General features: G+C 64.7%; 14 protein-coding genes and 1 pseudogene. 8 read left to right on the forward strand and 7 right to left on the reverse strand.

What is annotated here, in order from left to right; all coding sequences use genetic code 11:
- Positions 1–65 precede the first annotated feature (65 nt).
- The 6 genes from IEV99_RS09030 to IEV99_RS09055 all read right to left on the reverse strand — a co-directional run bounded on the left by IEV99_RS09030 (position 66) and on the right by IEV99_RS09055 (position 7,624).
- Positions 66–902: a lysophospholipid acyltransferase family protein gene (locus IEV99_RS09030; RefSeq protein WP_244643696.1), complete on the reverse strand. Its 837-nt coding sequence runs from the start codon at positions 900–902 to the stop codon at positions 66–68.
- Positions 899–1,240: a cupin domain-containing protein gene (locus IEV99_RS09035; protein WP_188517320.1), complete on the reverse strand. Its 342-nt coding sequence runs from the start codon at positions 1,238–1,240 to the stop codon at positions 899–901. Before IEV99_RS09035 ends, IEV99_RS09030 begins: the two co-directional genes overlap by 4 nt.
- 77 nt (positions 1,241–1,317) lie before the next feature.
- Positions 1,318–2,385, reverse strand: coding sequence for a hypothetical protein (locus IEV99_RS09040; RefSeq protein ID WP_188517321.1), 1,068 nt, complete (start codon positions 2,383–2,385; stop codon positions 1,318–1,320).
- Between the two features lie 184 nt (positions 2,386–2,569).
- Complete coding sequence (locus IEV99_RS09045; RefSeq protein ID WP_244643698.1) at positions 2,570–3,859, reverse strand: peptidoglycan L,D-endopeptidase MepK; 1,290 nt, start codon at positions 3,857–3,859, stop codon at positions 2,570–2,572.
- Positions 3,860–4,418: 559 nt separating this feature from the next.
- Positions 4,419–5,723 (reverse strand): UDP-glucose dehydrogenase family protein, encoded by a 1,305-nt coding sequence (locus IEV99_RS09050; RefSeq protein ID WP_188517322.1) that lies wholly within the window; start codon positions 5,721–5,723, stop codon positions 4,419–4,421.
- 272 nt (positions 5,724–5,995) lie between these two features.
- Complete coding sequence (locus tag IEV99_RS09055; protein ID WP_188517323.1) at positions 5,996–7,624, reverse strand: alpha-D-glucose phosphate-specific phosphoglucomutase; 1,629 nt, start codon at positions 7,622–7,624, stop codon at positions 5,996–5,998.
- A gap of 197 nt (positions 7,625–7,821) precedes the next feature.
- Here IEV99_RS09055 and IEV99_RS09060 point away from each other — a divergent pair.
- Together IEV99_RS09060 and IEV99_RS09065 are read left to right on the forward strand one after the other, a co-directional pair.
- Positions 7,822–8,538, forward strand: a pseudogene (locus tag IEV99_RS09060) (DNA polymerase ligase N-terminal domain-containing protein); the annotation flags it as partial.
- A gap of 230 nt (positions 8,539–8,768) precedes the next feature.
- Entirely contained in the window at positions 8,769–9,317 is a 549-nt protein-coding gene (locus IEV99_RS09065; protein WP_188517325.1) for a DUF1003 domain-containing protein, read from the forward strand.
- Positions 9,318–9,333: 16 nt separating this feature from the next.
- On the opposite strand, the gene IEV99_RS09070 is transcribed toward IEV99_RS09065, so the two are convergent.
- Positions 9,334–9,504 (reverse strand): hypothetical protein, encoded by a 171-nt coding sequence (locus IEV99_RS09070; RefSeq protein ID WP_188517326.1) that lies wholly within the window; start codon positions 9,502–9,504, stop codon positions 9,334–9,336.
- Positions 9,505–10,068: 564 nt separating this feature from the next.
- Between IEV99_RS09070 and IEV99_RS09075 the strand changes: the two genes are divergently transcribed.
- From IEV99_RS09075 to IEV99_RS09100, 6 genes are all read left to right on the forward strand, one after another.
- The gene (locus IEV99_RS09075; protein ID WP_188517327.1) at positions 10,069–11,469 is read left to right on the forward strand and encodes an undecaprenyl-phosphate glucose phosphotransferase; all 1,401 of its coding nucleotides are present in this window, start codon (positions 10,069–10,071) and stop codon (positions 11,467–11,469) included.
- Between the two features lie 220 nt (positions 11,470–11,689).
- Complete coding sequence (locus IEV99_RS09080; protein WP_188517328.1) at positions 11,690–11,887, forward strand: hypothetical protein; 198 nt, start codon at positions 11,690–11,692, stop codon at positions 11,885–11,887.
- A 32-nt stretch (positions 11,888–11,919) separates the two neighbouring features.
- Positions 11,920–12,378 (forward strand): hypothetical protein, encoded by a 459-nt coding sequence (locus IEV99_RS09085; RefSeq protein WP_188517329.1) that lies wholly within the window; start codon positions 11,920–11,922, stop codon positions 12,376–12,378.
- Positions 12,379–12,446: 68 nt separating this feature from the next.
- A complete protein-coding gene (locus IEV99_RS09090; protein ID WP_188517330.1) occupies positions 12,447–13,079 on the forward strand; it encodes an SGNH/GDSL hydrolase family protein in 633 nt (210 codons plus the stop codon).
- A 283-nt stretch (positions 13,080–13,362) separates the two neighbouring features.
- Positions 13,363–14,802: a lipopolysaccharide biosynthesis protein gene (locus IEV99_RS09095; protein ID WP_188517331.1), complete on the forward strand. Its 1,440-nt coding sequence runs from the start codon at positions 13,363–13,365 to the stop codon at positions 14,800–14,802.
- 140 nt (positions 14,803–14,942) lie between these two features.
- Positions 14,943–16,418 carry an O-antigen ligase family protein gene (locus IEV99_RS09100; RefSeq protein ID WP_188517332.1) on the forward strand — a complete coding sequence of 492 codons (1,476 nt, stop codon included), beginning with the start codon at positions 14,943–14,945 and terminating at the stop codon, positions 16,416–16,418.
- The last annotated feature ends 5 nt before the right edge of the window (positions 16,419–16,423 follow it).

Raw genomic sequence — 16,423 nt, forward strand, 5'->3', positions numbered from 1 at the left:
CAAAGCACGTGAAAAAACCTGGTTGAGCAGGGGTTCCGGAAAGGCCCGGAAAACCCGCGGTCGCGTCAACCCTTCGCTAACTCCAGCATCTCCTCGGCCTGCTTCACGAAGACCGAGGGCCGCAGGCCGGGCGGGATCGCCGGCAGGTAGTTCACCACGATTGTCCCCGGCCTCTTGTAGGGCAGGCCAAGGCCCCAGAACCGACCAGAATTGAGCGCCATGGGGACGACGGGCCGCCCCAGCGTCGCGTAGAGGAGCTCGACGCCGCGTTTGAAGGCGATCCGGTCGCCCACATTGGCGCGCGTGCCTTCGGGAAAGATCAGAATCGAGCGACCCTGTTCCAGCGCCGCCCGGCTCTCGGCCACCATCTTGCGCACCGCCGACGAGCCGCTTTCGCGATCGATCACGATCATCGGGGACCGACTCAGGAACCAGCCAAACACCGGGATGCGCAGGAGTTCGCGCTTGGCCACGATCGCGACCTCTGGAAACAGCGCCAGCGATGCGAGCGTCTCCCAGGCCGACTGGTGGTTGGCGATGATCAGGCACGGTTCCGCCGGCACGTTCTCGCGGCCGACCTCCCGATAATCGAGCCCGACCACCACTTTCAGAAGCGTCAGCACGCCCCGGCTCCAGACCCGCGTCGCCCGGCGGACGGCGCGCGGCGGCGAACCGCAGGCCCACAGACACAGGATCACGGGCGCGAACAAGGCCGTCCAGCCGGCCATCGCGGCGTCAAAGGCGCGTGAGCGCGCGCGTTCGACGCCGTTGCGCAGCGTCGCGCGCCAGGTCCGGGTATTCTCCATAGCGGCGGATCCGAGCAGACTGACCTCCCTGGACAACGCGGCCGCCGCCTCTTCGGACGGCGCGCGCGGCGCTTCGGCGACGGACGGCGTGGTCATTGTTGCGCGCCCTGCGCGAGGGCGAGCATCTCGAGCTGGGTGGGATCCTTCACCTCGATCTCGATAAACGCGATCGGGTGCGGCGAGCCGTTCATGACGTCATGTTCGATCCCTGCCGGCCGCCGATAGGATTGACCGGCGCCGAGCGGGACCTCCGTCTCGCCTTCGGCGGTCTGAACCCGGAGCACGCCCGGCGTCAGCATCACCACGAAGTAGGGGTACCCGTGCGTATGCCAGCCCGTCACCGCGCCGGGCTCAAAGTCCCAACGCGTGATCCGCGCAACCGCGTCGTCGACCTGCTGCGTCGGCACGGCCGGTATGTCACACTTGAACGCCATCGAAACCCCCGAGCCCCCGAATCGCGCCGGGGCCGGGCCTCATTATAGGGCAATTGCGGCGGTTTCCGCGCGGGCGCCTAGCCGTGATACGCGAAGGTGAAGCGGGCGCCCGGGCGCGGCGTCGCACGCACCTGCGCGCGTGAGCGCGCGAGGCCCGCGCTCGCGCCCTCCGCGGCCACGGTCGGGCCCATCACGAACACGCCGCGCCCGCCCGTACGCTCATGCGCGCGCTTGATCATGGCCAGGAGCAGGCGCCAGCCCGCGCCCCCGTTGTCCCGCGCCGACGCGCCCTCGAGGTAATACGTCGCCTCCCCGAAATCGATGCCCGCGTAGGCGCTGAGGGTGGAGGAGCCGGCCGAGATCGTGGCCGCTGCGGCGTGGTCGCGCATGCACCAGGTCCGCGCGATGGAGCGCAGCGCCATGCCGACGGGCGACTTCGGCACGTCCTTGTCGCGGTACATCCGGATCCGCATGGTGCTCAGCGCCGGGCTGTTCAGCAGCGCGAACGGCCCGGTGCGCAGCTCGATGTGAAGATCACCATGAAGCCGCGACGCCTTGCGCTCGTTACGGATCACGTTGGTGCTCACGGACGCCAGGTAGTCGGCCCAGCTCGCCCAGCGTTCGAACTCGATGAGGTCCAGCGACGTTGGCGAGACCTCCCGCAATTCGACATTGCGCAGCGTGGCGACAACCGCGTCGCGCGCCGGCCCCGGATCCCAATCGGAGCCATAGTGGTAGAGCCCCGGCCCAAGCGACTTCAGGGCGGCGCCCAGAATGGCCGGCCAGCGATGCTGATGCTCGGGCGCGACCTGTAGCGTATCCAGGAACGCGCCTTCGCCCCGACGCATGCTGAGCGCGAACTGCGCCACGCGCACCGGCCTGGAGGGCTGCAACTCCAGCACCTCGCCGCGGCGGATGGACGACCACGCGTGATGATCATAGCGCCAGCCCGCCGCCGCCCGGAACGCGCCACGAAACGACGCGCCAGACCTTTGGGCGAACGCGTCCCATTCGGCCCTGCCGACAGCGCAGGGGCGCCCAACGAGCTGAAGCGCATTCCAGCCCCCAGCGGCAGGCAAATGATCCGACTTGCCCCCAAGCACGCTGAACAGCGTACTCGGCGTGGCGACGGAAGGTGGGCGCATGAATTTGTCCTAGGCGAAGCCCTTAGTTTGACGGCATCTTGCAGGATTGGGAACTTGCAATGTTCCTAAACGGCTCCCGCTTTGGGCCATCTCAACAGCGCAAAAGGTCTACCTCTCCAAACATAGATGCAGAATTCTTACCAGAGTTGGTTCGCTCGCGAAGTGTTTGTAAAGAGCTGGACGTTCAGAGCGAATCAAAGAGCAGCGAGGCCGTGCGCAGGTTCCGCACTGCAGGACCGCTGAACCTTGCCAGGCCGAGATCGGTCGCCGGGCCGAGCGTGAACCGGATGTCCAGCATCACGGCCTCCGGCGGCGCGAGCGCTTCGGCGTTGGGCGCCGACGCAAGCTTGACGGATGCCTGCGCGATCCGCACCGGGCCGCGGCTGGCGGGCTTGGGCTGCACCGAGAACAGCGCCTGCACGGCGGCGTCCTGCGTGTCCGCGGTTGACCAGCCCGCCTCCCGGCTGAGCAGTCCGGCCATCATCGACGCCATTGCGGCCTCGCCAGTCTCGGACGGTGCGGCCGCGGCCGCGGTCACGACTGCGCCGGGCAGGTCGATGGGCCGTCGCAGCGGAAGCGGGGTTGGGCTCGCAGCAGGTTGCGGGTCGGTCTCCACATAGGACGACGCCGACGCAGGCAACGCGTTCGCCGCTTCCTGCTCCGGCGCCGCGCCGCCTTGCGTCGTGTCGCGCGAAGACCCGAACAACGCCGCAAAGAAGCTCTTCCGCGCCCCGATCGGCGCCTCGGCGACCATCGTGGTGGTCACGCCTTCCACGGTCTCGCCGCGCGCCAGCAGGGCGGCCTTGGCTTCCTGGTATCCCGGCAGCGGCTTGCCGTTACTCGGCAGGTGAACGGTTTTTCCGTCCGGGAACAGCTTGGCGAGTTGGTCCTGTCCCATGCGAGGCCAGGCGCGGATGCTGCCCGTATCGACATGAACGAACTTCTCGGAGCTGTAGTAGCCGACGCCGCCATGCTGGAGCCGCATCGCGGTGGCGCGTAGCCGGGCCGTGTCCACGTCGGCGAGCCGGATATCCATCGCCTTGCCGAGCATGTGCTGGCTTTGCTCCGCCACCGCCCGCGAGCGGCGATGCAGCATCGCGTTGGTGACCGGAGACCGATACGCCGAGATGATCTGGATGGGCGCCTTGCTGCCGCTTTCGCGGTAAGCCTCCCACACCACGTCGAAAAGCCGCGGATCCATGCGCGTCTGCTGGTCGTTGCGCCAGTCGCGCAGGAATGTGTTGAGCTTTTCCAGCCCATCCGCGTCAAACACGCCGTTGCGGCGATAAGTGATCGTCGCCGTCTCGTTCCGATGCGTGTGGAACAGCGTCAGGGACCGTTCATCCCCGAACGCGAGGGCAGGGGGGCCGTCGTTCGTCGCCACGAGGGTCGACACGGCGAGGACGCCCGCGGTGATGCGCAGCCAACGGCCCGCAGAAGCGGTCCTGCGCCCGCCCTTCGGTTCAGCCTTCAAAGGATCGCCCCTCCAGCTCGCGTCAGATCTCCTGTTGATCGGGAGATCAAGCACGGATCAGACAGCAAGATCTATTAGGCGGTTTGGTCTAGATCGTGGCGCGACGGATGTTTTTGCACCGTTACGTAGTCATACGAGCACAAACGCAAGCGTTGCTGCCGGGATAGTTCAGGAATTGCGGCGATGATCAGGTGGTATGGCTCAGTCTATGCTCAGCCTTATCCGTCGAGGTGCGGTCGTCGCTTTAGATCGCCCTCCCGTCATTGCGAGCGGAGCGAGGCAATCCAGCCTGATGGCCAGGCGGTTAGACTGGGTTGCTTCGCCTCCGGCTCTCAATCACGGCGAGGCGCACGAGGATGGCGGTTCCCCGCGCCGTCATTGCGAGCGAGAGCGAAGCAATCCAGCTGACGCCTGGCCTATAGGCTGGATTGCTCCGCCTCCGGCTCTCAATCACGGGGGGCTGCGATGATACCCGCAATGCCCCTCGACCCGAGGAGCAGGCCCTTGGGCCTGAGTATCCAAGGACGAAGGGTAGAGCGCTGCTGTCGCGGGCGCGCCCTCAGGGGCGCCCGATCCCGACATAGTTGAAACCGCGGCGCTTCATGTCGTCCGCCCGGTAGATGTTGCGCAGGTCGACCACGACCGGCTCTTTCAGCAGGCGCTTGACGCGGCTGAGATCGAGGGCCCGGAAGGCGTCCCATTCGGTGACGATCACGAGAGCGTCGGCGCCTTCCACGCAGTCATAGGCGTTGGGCGCGTATTCGACGTCGCGGAGCATGCCCTTGGCCTGCTCCACGCCTTCCGGATCATAGGCGCGCACGGCGGCGCCCTGGTCCTGCAGGGCTGTGATCAACGCCAGCGAGGGCGCATCGCGCATATCGTCCGTGTTGGGCTTGAAGGTGAGGCCCAGCACCGCGATGGTTTTGCCGCGAACGGAACCGCCGCAGGCCGTCACCACCTTGCGGGCCATGCCGCGCTTGCGCTGGTCGTTCACCGCCACCACGGTCTCGACGATGCGCAGCGGCACCGCCGCGTCCTGGCCGGTCTTGACCAGCGCTGTGGTGTCCTTGGGGAAGCACGAGCCGCCATAGCCGGGGCCTGCGTTCAGGAACTTGGAACCGATGCGGTTGTCCGAACCGATGCCGCGCGCGACCTCCTGAACGTCGGCGCCCACCGCCTCGCAGAGATCCGCGATCTCGTTGATGAACGTGATCTTGACCGCCAGAAACGCATTAGCGGCGTACTTGATCAGCTCCGAGGTGCGGCGCCCGGTGAACATCAAGGGCGGCGTGTTGAGGGACAGCGGACGATAGAGCTCGCTCATCACCTCCCGGGCATGCGCGTCGTCGGTGCCGATCACGATGCGGTCGGGGCGCTTGAAGTCGCCGATGGCCGCGCCTTCGCGCAGGAACTCAGGATTGGAGACGACGTAGTAGGTTCCGTCCGGACGCGTCTCGCGCAGGATGCGCTCGACCTCGTCGCCGGTGCCCACCGGTACGGTCGACTTCGTGACGACCACCAGCGGTCCCGCGCTGAGCTCGGCGATCTCCTTGGCGGCGGCATAGACATAGGACAGGTCCGCATGGCCGTCGCCACGGCGAGACGGCGTGCCGACGGCGATGAACACCGCCTCGGCGTCCTGGATGGCCTCGCTGAGGTCTGTCGTGAAGGAGAGGCGTTGCTCGGCGACGTTGCTCTCGACCAGATCGTCGAGACCCGGCTCGAAGATCGGCATTACGCCGTTCCGGAGCGCTTCGATCTTGCCGGCGTCCTTGTCGACGCAGGTCACCGTATGACCGAAGTCAGCAAAGCAGGCCCCTGAGACGAGGCCCACATAGCCTGAACCGATCATCGTGATGCGCATGGCAAGAACCTCTCGTCTTCGTTTCGTGCATGAGGGGGGCTGTATGTCGATTGCACGCCAGGGATGCAAGGACCCTGCCGCCGGGCCCCGGCGTGAAGCTGCAACGCAGCTGGAGTAGCTCCAGCAGAGACCAGCAACCTTTGTCGCCAGTGTGGCGCCGCCCTTTTGCGCCATGTTTGGGCCGGCTTCAGCCGCGACGCCGCAGCCCCGCCTTGGATCCCGGGACGTGCCCGGAACTCACCGCGAGAGACGCCGGGCGCGCCGAACCGGACCTAAGTGATTACGCTCGGGGTCTTGCGACCGGTGTGGCGCTCGATCCCACCAATTTCGTGAGAGAGGGCGATCAGATCCGAAAGCGCTTCCTGCGTATCCAGGCCATGCTGGGCGGCGTCCGCCACATAGCGATCCACATAAACGCGCAGCGTGGCGCCGGCCGTGCCGGTGCCCGAGAGGCGGAAGATCAGGCGGGAGCCTTCGGTGAAAAGAATGCGGATGCCCTGGTTGCGCGAGTCCGATCCGTCCACCGGGTCGTGGTAGGCGAAATCGTCGGCGTCCGCGATCTCCAGCCCGCCGAATCGCTGCCCCTTGAGGCCGGGGAGCTTGGCCCGCAGTTCCGTCACCATGGCGTTGGCGCCCGCAGCCTCGACCTCCTCGTAGTCGTGGCGCGAATAGTAGTTGCGGCCGTAGGTCGCCCAATGCTCCCGCACGATCTCGGCCACGCTCTGGCGGCGCGTCGCCAGGATGTCGAGCCAGAGCAGGACCGCCCAGAGCCCGTCCTTTTCCCGGACGTGGTCGGAACCCGTTCCGGCGCTCTCCTCGCCGCAGATCGTCACGAGGCCGGCGTCCAGCAGATTGCCGAAAAACTTCCAGCCGGTCGGCGTCTCGTAGATCGCGATGCCCTTGGCCTTCGCAACTCGGTCGGCCGCCGCGCTGGTGGGCATGGAGCGCGCCACGCCGGCGATGCCGCCCGCATAGCCCTTCGCCAGATGCGCGTTGGCGGCCAGAATGGCGACGCTGTCGGACGGAGTGACGAACTGCCCCTTGCCGATGATCAGGTTGCGATCGCCGTCGCCGTCCGAGGCGGCGCACAAGTCCGGCCCATCGGGAGACATGGCGAGATCGTAAAGGTCCTTGGCGTGGACGAGGTTCGGGTCCGGATGGTGGCCGCCGAAATCCGGGAGCGGCGTGCCGTTGATCACAGTGCCGGGCGCGGCGCCGAGAGCCCCTTCAAGGATCGCGGTTGCGTAGGGGCCGGTGACGGCCGACATCGCATCGAAGCGCATGCGGAATCCCGATGCGAACAGGGCGCGGATCCGATCGAAGTCGAACAGCGATTCCATGAGGACCTGATAGTCCGCCACGGGGTCGATCACTGACACGATGGCCTCGCCGACGGGAAAATCGCCCAGCGCGTTCAGATCGATGTCCGGGGTGTCGACGTAGACGAGCCGATCCACCGTGAGCGTGCGCGCATGGATCGCGTCGGTGATCTTCTCGGGCGCGGGCCCGCCATTGCCGATGTTGTACTTGATGCCGAAATCGCCATCCGGCCCGCCCGGGTTGTGGCTCGCCGACAGGATCACGCCCCCATAGGCGCCGAGCTTGCGGATCGTGTTTGAAGCCGCCGGCGTGGACAGGATGCCGCCACGTCCGACCACGATCCGCCCGAATCCTTTCGCGGCCGCCATGCGGATCACGATCTGGATGGCCTCGCGGTTGTAAAACCGCCCATCGCCGCCCAGCACGAGCGTCTGGCCCGCCGTTCCCTCCAGGCTGTCCATGATCGCCTGCACGAAATTGTCGAGATAGCGCGGCTGCTGGAAGACCGAGACCTTCTTTCGCAGGCCGGAAGTTCCGGGCTTCTGGCCTTCGAAGGGCGTGGTCGGGACGGTTTTGATCATGGACGGGGACCTACGACGTTGACGCCCTCGATGGGACGCCTGGAGCCACGAATGCACGAACTATGTCGTGCGATGCAGGGGCGCGCGCAATGCCAAATGCGGCCGGGACCTGCGAACGCGTGCGCCGGCCCGACGCACAGGAACCCGGAACCGCGCTGGGGGTTTCGCTCAAGCCCTCGCGTCGGAGTGGATCGAACGTGCAAAACGAAAAGCTGTCGGCCTACCGCGCCAAGCGCGACTTTGGGAAAACGGCCGAACCGAGCGGCGAAGAGCGGACCACGACCGGTGGACGGCGCCGCTTCGTGATCCAGAAACATGCGGCCACGCGCCTGCATTACGATCTGCGGATCGAGATCGACGGCGTGTTTAAATCCTGGGCGGTGACCAAGGGCCCGTCGCTCGACCCGCACGACAAGCGCCTCGCCGTGGAGGTAGAGGACCACCCGCTCGCCTATGGCGACTTCGAGGGCACGATTCCGGCCGGCGAATATGGCGGCGGGACCGTAATGGTGTGGGACCGGGGCTACTGGGAGCCGGAAGGGCCGCTCGGCCCCGAGGACGCGTTGGCCAAGGGCGACTTCAAGTTCCGCCTGGAGGGCGAGAAGCTGCACGGCAGCTGGGTGCTGGTGCGCATGAAGCGCAATCGCCCCGGCGACAAGCGCACCAACTGGCTGCTGATCAAGCACCGCGACGAATTTGCCGTGGATGAGAAGGGCGACGCCGTGCTGGCGCAGGACCTGTCGGTCGCATCCGGGCGCACGCTCGACGCCATCGCGGCCGGGGAGGGGAAAGCCCCAAAGGCTTTTGTGGATCAGGCGAGCCCAGCCGCGCGGGCGGACGCCGTGTGGGGCCAGGACGAGCCGGTTGAGGCGAAGCCGAAGGCAAAGCATCCGGCCGGCAAGCGGCCGGCGAAAGCCGTCAAAGACGAGGCTTCGGGCGCGGAGGCTGCTTCTCACGCCAAGGCTTCCGGGAGGAGGGCTGCCAAAGCCCCGGCGGCCGCCCGGTCGTCGACCCGCAAGAGCAAGGGGAACGAAACTCTCACCGGAGATCAGCCGGCTGCCAAGCGCCCGTCGGTCAAGCGGCCGGCGAAGAAGGGCCCCGCCGCAAAGCCCTCGGCGGCGGGCGCCGGGGCGGACCAGCGCCGATGACCGCCGACAACCCGCTGTCCACCGATCCTGACCAGACGGGCCTGAGCTCCGTCCTCCATCGCAACATCGACGCCTTGCGCGAACGCCGGGAGCGCGAAGCCAAGGCCGCCACGCTCGAGGAGCGCATCGCCGGGCTGGTGACGCGCTTCACCGGCAGCATGGCGTTCGTCTACATCCACCTCGCGGCGCTGGCCGTGTGGGTGAGCTGGAATGCGGGGCTGATCCCGGGTCTGAAGCCGTTCGATCCCTCTTTCGTGATTCTCGCGACAGAGGCGTCCGTGGAGGCGATCTTTCTCTCCACCTTTGTGCTCATCAGCCAGAACAGGGCGTCCGCAGCGGCGGACCGGCGCGCCGATCTCGACCTGCAGATCAACTTGCTGGCCGAGCACGAGGTGACCCGCCTGCTGCAGCTCACCGCCGCGATCGCCGCCAAGGTGGGGGTGACGGAGGCGCACCGGCCGGAACTCTCCGAGCTCAAGCGCGACGTTGCGCCAGAGGCCGTGCTGGATCGGCTGGAGGATACGGAGGAGAGCGAAAAGGCGTGATCCGGCCTGAGGCGGTTCACCACACCGCGAACAGGCGACCGGCGCCCCAGCCCAGGAACCCGAGCCAGCCCGTCATCAGCAGGAGGCAACTCCCCGCCATCGCGGCTCCGACCAGGCGGTCGGACGCGTAATCCGGCCGGGCGGCGACGCTGATTGGTGCGGCGCGGCGCTGATCGGCGTGATTCATGAGAGTCTCCACGTTGCGTCATGACCAGCAGCTTAAGGGCGGGTTGAAACAGCTCTGTGACGTCGAATCGCCCGCCGCATCCCACGCTCGTTTAGCGCCACGATTTAGGCCGGAGGGCGGCGCCTTAACGGTGCGCGTGCTGTTGCGGCAGGTCGGCGCTGCGGCGTGTGTGACACTTGTGCTTGCAGCTCCAAAATGGAGTCAAATGATGCAGAACGGAGTCAAGATTTAGGCAGCAATCACATCAGCTCAGTTCGAGCTTGCTCAATAGATTACGGAAGCCCGTATGGAACATCGCTTCCATCTATGCGTTCGGGGCAGGGTGACGCCAAAACCGCGCCGGTAAAAATTGCCTTAACATCTCGACAAATGCTTGCGGTTTCGCACGAACACATGCGCCAAACGGCCAGTTAAGCCTCTTGCTCTGCGGCCACGGTTAACCTCAACATGGTGCACCGCACCTTGCATGTTGAATCCAGCGTTAAAGCCAGTTAAGAAAGCTGGGTTCGCCAAAGGGGTCTAAGCATGGATGCGAAGCCGATCGCCGGCCCGGACTTAACGCCCATGGCCAATCGGTGGGTCGCTCCGGTCTCGTTCAACAATGTCGGGATCGTGGTCTTCGCGGTCGACATGCTGCTGATCGCACTGGTCGGCGTCGCATGCAGCGCCGCCTATCAGGAAGCCACCTATGGGGTGGTGGCGGACCTCTCCCGCTATGTCGGCGTGGCCTTGGTGGTGTGCACCATCTATGGCGGCGCGGCCCACCTGCGTTCGCTGTATGAGCCGCTCTCGATCATCAAGGAGCGGCGCGACGGAGCCAAGGTCGCGGCGATCTGGACATCCGTCTGGCTGTTCCTCACCGTTGTCGCTTTCGTGCTGAAGATCGGCGACGTCTTTTCCCGCGGCGCCGTGCTGAGCTTCGCGCTCGCCGGCGGCGCATCGCTGATCATCGCCCGGGCGGTCTGGCGCCGGCTGATTCGCAACGCGCTCGCTTCCGGCAGCTTCAAGGCCCGCCGCGTCGCCCTGATCAGCTTCGGCGCCGCCAACGGCCGCAACGTGCTGAAGCACATGTCCCGCCATGGGGTCCATCCGGTTCAGCGCCTGGCGTTGACCTCCGGCCCCGCTGGCGACAGCTGGCAGGTCGCGCTCCACAATTTCTGCAACGACTTGCGCGGTTCGGACGCCGAGGAGATCTACGTCGCCTGCGGCTGGGCCGAGGCCGCCCAAGTCGTCTCGTCGCTGGAAATCTTCCGCGCTCTCCCGCTTCCGGTGCGGCTGGTCGCGGACGGGGACTTTGCGGATTTCATGTCCCGTCCCGTGCGCCACATGGATTCAGTTGTCGCTGTCGAGATGCAGCGCGCGCCGCTCGGCCTCATCGAGCAGGGCGCCAAGCGTGGCCTCGACATCGCAGTCGCGAGCGTCGCCATCGCGCTGCTCAGCCCGATTTTCCTGCTGCTGGCGCTTGCCATCAAGGTCGAGAGCTCCGGTCCGGTGCTGTTTCGCCAGCAGCGCCAGGGCTTCAACGGCCGCACCTTCCGCATCCTGAAGTTCCGCAGCATGCGCGTGCAGGAGGATGGCGCCACGGTGCGCCAAGCACAAAAGAACGACCGTCGCGTCACCAAGGTGGGCCGCTTCATCCGCAAGACGAGCCTCGACGAGTTGCCGCAATTGCTGAACGTGCTGCTGGGCAACATGTCGCTCGTCGGCCCGCGCCCGCACGCCGTGGCCCACGACAACTACTATGACGGCGTGATCGCCGACTACGCGCTCCGCCGCCACGTGAAGCCCGGCCTCAGCGGCTGGGCCCAGGTCAACGGCTGCCGCGGAGAGACCCCCACCATCGAGAGCATGGCCGAGCGCGTCTCGCACGACCTCTGGTACATCGACAACTGGAGCCTGTGGCTCGACATAAAGATCCTCGCGTTGACGCTGCGCGAGTTGAAGGGTTCGAAGCGAGCTTATTGAACGAACTGAATTTAATTCCTTAACCAACAAATAACCAAACTGACGGAGAGTGTTCGCTCGCAGGTGTACTATGCAAGCGACTGAAACTCCCGCTGACGCGCCGTCCGCCGAAGCCTTCACCGAACGCGGCGATTTGCTGGGTTCGTTCGATATCGACGTTTTGTCGGACATAGGCGCGCATCTGAGGCTCCGATCAGGCGCCCGATTGCCTGACGAGTTCGTGCTGAAGATCGACGTGAACCGCATCTTCGCGGCCCGGGTTCGTTGGCGCCTGACCCGGTCGATCGGCGTCTATTTCCCGGATCGCTGCGCCAAGAAGTTTAAGCCCGAGATTGATCATCGCACGCTTGCGCTTCTCCGTGAAATCGAGAGCCTCAAACGAGACCTCGCATTGCACAGGGCGATCTCGAGTGTCTGATCCTCGCTCTTCAGCATGGCCGGAGGCTTTCCATGGGCGGCGCTGAGACGCGAACACTCCTGCCCACCGACTACGAGTCGATTCACGCCGCTGTGGTGGAGACAACCCGCGGCAGGTGGTTTCTTGAAGAGTTTGCCCGGCGCAATCGGCAGTCTGATACGCAGCTGATCCTCAATGCCCTCAGAGACCTTGCTGCCGGATTTGCTCACACCGTTGACGCTTTCGCGTCGGCTCCGCCACACCGGACCGAAGAGGGACACGAGGTCGGGCACACCCCGGAGCCGCTCCTGCAGCGAGGGCGGGAGGCGCTGGTCGCCATGTTGGCGGCGGCGGAGCGTATTCAGGAAGCGGCTTGGCTTCTGCAGGCAAAAGGTGCGGACGCCGAGTGCTGTGCCGTGATCGACGCCCAGGTTCGCGCGATCTACACGGCCGCGCCTCTTCAGGAGCTCTCGCTGCTCGGCTTGTCACACGGCGCCGGGAAGGCCGCGTGACCTGCACGTGCGTCCAGCCATGTGCGCCAGCGCTGGCGCCAAAGAGCGTTTGCGCCTAATCTAAAGCCATGAACGCAGGACTGGTGGGCGGCCTAATCGGCGTGCTTTTAGCTTCGGTAGGACCTGCGGCAGCCGACATCACCATTGTCGCATTCGGCACCAGTTTAACGGCACGCGGCGAATGGCAGTCATCGCTGGTTTCGCGGCTTTCGGAATGCACGGGCCAAAGCGTTCGCGTGGAGACCATCGCGAAGTCCGGAGCGTCAACCGATTGGGCGCTTAAGCAGATCGAAGCCGTCGCCGCAAAGCGACCCGACATCGTGCTCGTTGAATTCGCGTCTAACGACGCGGCGTTAAACAGGTGGATGCTCCCTAGCCGAAGCCGGAACAACATGGTTGCGTTGCTCACCGGCCTCCGCCGAGCGGCCCCCGCCGCCACCATCTACGTCATGGCGATGAGCCCGGTCCGTGGTCTTCGAGGCCTGATCCGGCCCTTTCTGCGCCACTACATGGAAACCCATCTGGAAGTCGCGCACGAACTCGGCGCTCGGACCCTGGATTTTCGGCCCGCTTGGGCGAAGCTCGATTCGGCTTCGCTCCAAGCGGCGCTTCCAGACGGCTTGCATCCGAAGGGAGGCGTGGCCAGCGACATCATGGTCCCGTTGCTGGCTGAGGCTATCACGGGCGGCTCGTGCCGCTAATCGTCTCCATGGAACGCTCTGACATCCACGAACGAACGCGGAGGGCTCGCCTCTGCCAGGCCGGAGAACGTGGGTGAGATAAGATTGCGTATCGGCCAGGTCGCGTTCATGAGGATGCGTTCGTGACCTCTCGCCTGCAAAGCGAGAAGCAGCCCGATCACCGGCCTACTCCTTCGACGCCCGGAGGTTCTCTCACTAGACTCTGCGCTCTAAATGCGCGGAGTGCTCCCCAGCGACACCGAATCTCCTCACCGGAGGAATCGTTTGTATCGGATCTCGAAACATGAATAGGGCTGCCCTGCGTCGTGGCGCGCCGCTGATAGCGTTCAGCTTAAACGAAATGCTGGTGGCTTTCGTCCGGATGATGATCATGGCGCGGGCGCTGGGTCCATTGGAACTCGGCTTCGCGTCAACGCTCGCGGCCACCTATGCGGCAGCGGAACAATTGGCCGACACGGCCATACACCGTTTTGTTTTGGCGAGCCCTCGGGAGGATTTTCGCAAGGCCCTTGCAGCCGCCCACGCCATTGCGCTTGCGCGAGGTTTGATCCTTTGCGTGGCTCTTTCCGCCATCGCCGCACCGCTCGCCTGCGGCTTTGTACGCTGCGAAGATTGGCCAAGCTTCGCTTGGCTGGCTCCTGTGGCGCTGATCCGCGGATTCGAGAACCTTGAGATCCGGGTGGCGGAGCGCGATTACCGGTACTGGCCGCAGTTGATCGCGTCGCTTTGTTCTCATGGAAGCGGCTTGGCGGCGCTCGTTTTCGTCGGACTGGTCTGGAAATCCCACTACGCCTACATCGCGTATTTGATGGTGCAGTCGACCGTTTATGTCGCCGCGACTCACCTGCTATCGACGACCCCTTACCGCGTCGCCCCCCGTTCCCCGCTGCTGCTCAACGCGCTGCGGTATTCCATGCCGCTCGTGCTGAATGGGATCGGCCAGTCGGTTATGACTCAAGGCGACCGCCTTCTGGTCGCCGCAACGCTCGGCGTTGAAGAACTCGGCCTTTACGCCGTGACGATCCTGATCGCCCTGGTTCCAATCAGTGGCTTGTTCCGCATCATAGGCCCCTTGCAATTCGCCGGCCTGCACAATGCCCGTGATGAAAGCGTACGAATGTCCAGGTTGCGGCTGTATGCAATTGGCGTTCCGATGCTAGCCGCCGTTTATTCAACTGCTCTAGTTGTTCTCGTCAAAGTGATGATGCCCCTGTTGTTTGGGCCGCGCTTCGTCATTGATGACTACGCGGTGATCCTCCTGGGTTTGATCATGATGTTCAGGGTCTGCAGAACAGAGCCTGAGACGTCGGTCTTCCTCATGCGCCATATGACCGGCCGCCTGGCGGTCGCCAGCCAGTCACCCATCGCCAGCTTTGGCTTTGCTTTGCTGTTCGTGTATTTTCGCCCAGGCTTGACATCCGTGCTCCTCGGCGTCGCTTGCGGTGAGCTTTTCGCGCTGGTCGTAACCTTGTTGCTATCGCGGGCGACTTGGGGGCCGGTATGGCGCGAGACCTTATTTTGGACGCCGCTCGCTGTGATGGTGCCGTTCCTGACCGCCCTCGGGCTCGCTGAAAGCGGTTGGTCAAACATGTTGTGGGTCCGCGTAGCTGCAGGCTTCGTCGCCGTCGGATTCGTGGCCTGCCTTGCGTTGATACGGCTTGGCCCGCTCTACCGTGAGGCGTACGCGCCGGGATCCGCCGCGACCCATTCAGGACCGACTTAGCGCCGACGTCCATGTCATGGATGACTGAAGGCGCCGCGACGGTGCGGACGCGGCAGATCATGAACAATGACGTCGCGATGTGGGGCGAGAAGGCGCAGCGCGCGGCGGGGGACGAACGAGTTGCACAGTAGGTTCAAAGCATGAGTGACCTCTTCGACACGGCAAGCCTGGATGCTGAAGCGCGCCCGTCGCGCGCCAGACGGAAGATGGCCAATCGGCTGGCAGTTCCCACCAGCTATCGTTTCAATCCCGCCGACGCCTACAATGCAGCCTGGTTCTATCCTGGCTTCATGGTCGTGCCGTCGAGCATCATCCTCCCGCTTGCCGGGGCCCTTACGGTTCTGCGCGTCGGCATTTTCATCGCTTTTCTGCTGGCTTTCAGGGAGGTTCTCAGAAAGCTGCTGCGCGGCGGCTTTGTGCTCGTGCTGTCCGACCTGTTTGTGCCAGCCATGGGCGCGTGGATGGTCGGGACGATCGTTTACCACCAGGGCGCTGGAGGGCTGGTGGGTTATGGCACGGTGGCCGCGCTCGAGTTTTGCTTCACCTATCTTATCGCTCGGGTCTTTTTCGGGACTCCCGCCGGTTACGAGCAGTTCATCCGCGTGCTCAAAGTGGCCGTGGTCGCGATCCTAATCTCCGCTCTGGCTGACACTGCGACAGGCATGAACGTCGTGTCGCGTGTCGGCGCGATGCTGACACGCGTATCGGCCGGCGAACTTGCCGACGTGCAGCGAAACTACAGGTTCGGCCTCATCCGCGCACAGGGCTCACTGGAGCATCCGATTCTCTTGGGGGTTTTCGGCGCTATCGCGGTGATTTTATTTTTCTTCTCTCGCCTGAACCAAACCCAAAAACTGGTCTGGTGCAGCATATCAGCATTCATGGCAATGCTGGCGCTGTCATCGGCGGCCTTCCTGTCGCTGACGTTCTTTTTCGGAGCGGCGGTTTTCGGCCGTATTTTCAGACACCATCCTTGGAAGTGGAAGGCACTCGCCATGATGGCCCTGTTTGGGGTCGGCTGCCTTTTCATTCTCGTCGACAATCCTGTCGAGACGATGATCCGCAACTTGACGCTCGATCCTCAGACTGGCCTGTTCCGGCTGCAGATTTGGCAGTGGGTCGGCTTGAATGTTCAACGCCACCCGTTCGTTGGCATCGGGTTCGCCGATTGGGCGAGACCCGACAACATGCCCCCCAGCATCGATTCACTCTGGCTTATTCAGTCAATTCGCAACGGACTGCCAGCGGCGATCCTGCTCGGTGCGGCGATGCTTACAACCGGTTTCGCTCTCCCGTTGCACAGTCGCCGGAGCGCGGGCAACGCTTTCATCGCAAATGCGCACTCAGGCTTGGGGATCGCGATCTTCATCTACGCTTTTAACGCCTTCACGGTGCATTTCTGGGGTACCAACTGGACCCTCCTCGCAGCCATATTGGGCATGCGGGCCGGTTTCACGGAGTGCCTGTACCTCACGCCTTTCGCGAGGGCCGACGACGCCAATTTCGGCGCCGCGCCAACGGCTCTGTTCTCAAGAACAATGCGGCTGTCCCCGTTCAAGAGCCTGAAGCGCCGCCCCCATCCGAAGCGCCACCGTGCGCCAAAATATGGCTTATGACGAGC

The organism is Alsobacter metallidurans (genome assembly GCF_014636935.1).
Taxonomy (GTDB): domain Bacteria; phylum Pseudomonadota; class Alphaproteobacteria; order Rhizobiales; family Beijerinckiaceae; genus Alsobacter; species Alsobacter metallidurans.

Excerpts from the sequence above, each read along its gene's own strand:
- IEV99_RS09030 (WP_244643696.1), bottom strand. The coding sequence starts at position 902 with ATGACCACGCCGTCCGTCGCCGAAGCGCCGCGCGCGCCGTCCGAAGAG.
- IEV99_RS09040 (WP_188517321.1), bottom strand. The coding sequence starts at position 2,385 with ATGCGCCCACCTTCCGTCGCCACGCCGAGTACGCTGTTCAGCGTGCTT.
- IEV99_RS09065 (WP_188517325.1), top strand. The coding sequence starts at position 8,769 with ATGACCGCCGACAACCCGCTGTCCACCGATCCTGACCAGACGGGCCTG.
- IEV99_RS09035 (WP_188517320.1), bottom strand. The coding sequence starts at position 1,240 with ATGGCGTTCAAGTGTGACATACCGGCCGTGCCGACGCAGCAGGTCGAC.
- IEV99_RS09055 (WP_188517323.1), bottom strand. The coding sequence starts at position 7,624 with ATGATCAAAACCGTCCCGACCACGCCCTTCGAAGGCCAGAAGCCCGGA.
- IEV99_RS09095 (WP_188517331.1), top strand. The coding sequence starts at position 13,363 with ATGAATAGGGCTGCCCTGCGTCGTGGCGCGCCGCTGATAGCGTTCAGC.
- IEV99_RS09050 (WP_188517322.1), bottom strand. The coding sequence starts at position 5,723 with ATGCGCATCACGATGATCGGTTCAGGCTATGTGGGCCTCGTCTCAGGG.
- IEV99_RS09070 (WP_188517326.1), bottom strand. The coding sequence starts at position 9,504 with ATGAATCACGCCGATCAGCGCCGCGCCGCACCAATCAGCGTCGCCGCC.
- IEV99_RS09085 (WP_188517329.1), top strand. The coding sequence starts at position 11,920 with ATGGGCGGCGCTGAGACGCGAACACTCCTGCCCACCGACTACGAGTCG.
- IEV99_RS09100 (WP_188517332.1), top strand. The coding sequence starts at position 14,943 with ATGAGTGACCTCTTCGACACGGCAAGCCTGGATGCTGAAGCGCGCCCG.
- IEV99_RS09075 (WP_188517327.1), top strand. The coding sequence starts at position 10,069 with ATGGCCAATCGGTGGGTCGCTCCGGTCTCGTTCAACAATGTCGGGATC.
- IEV99_RS09090 (WP_188517330.1), top strand. The coding sequence starts at position 12,447 with ATGAACGCAGGACTGGTGGGCGGCCTAATCGGCGTGCTTTTAGCTTCG.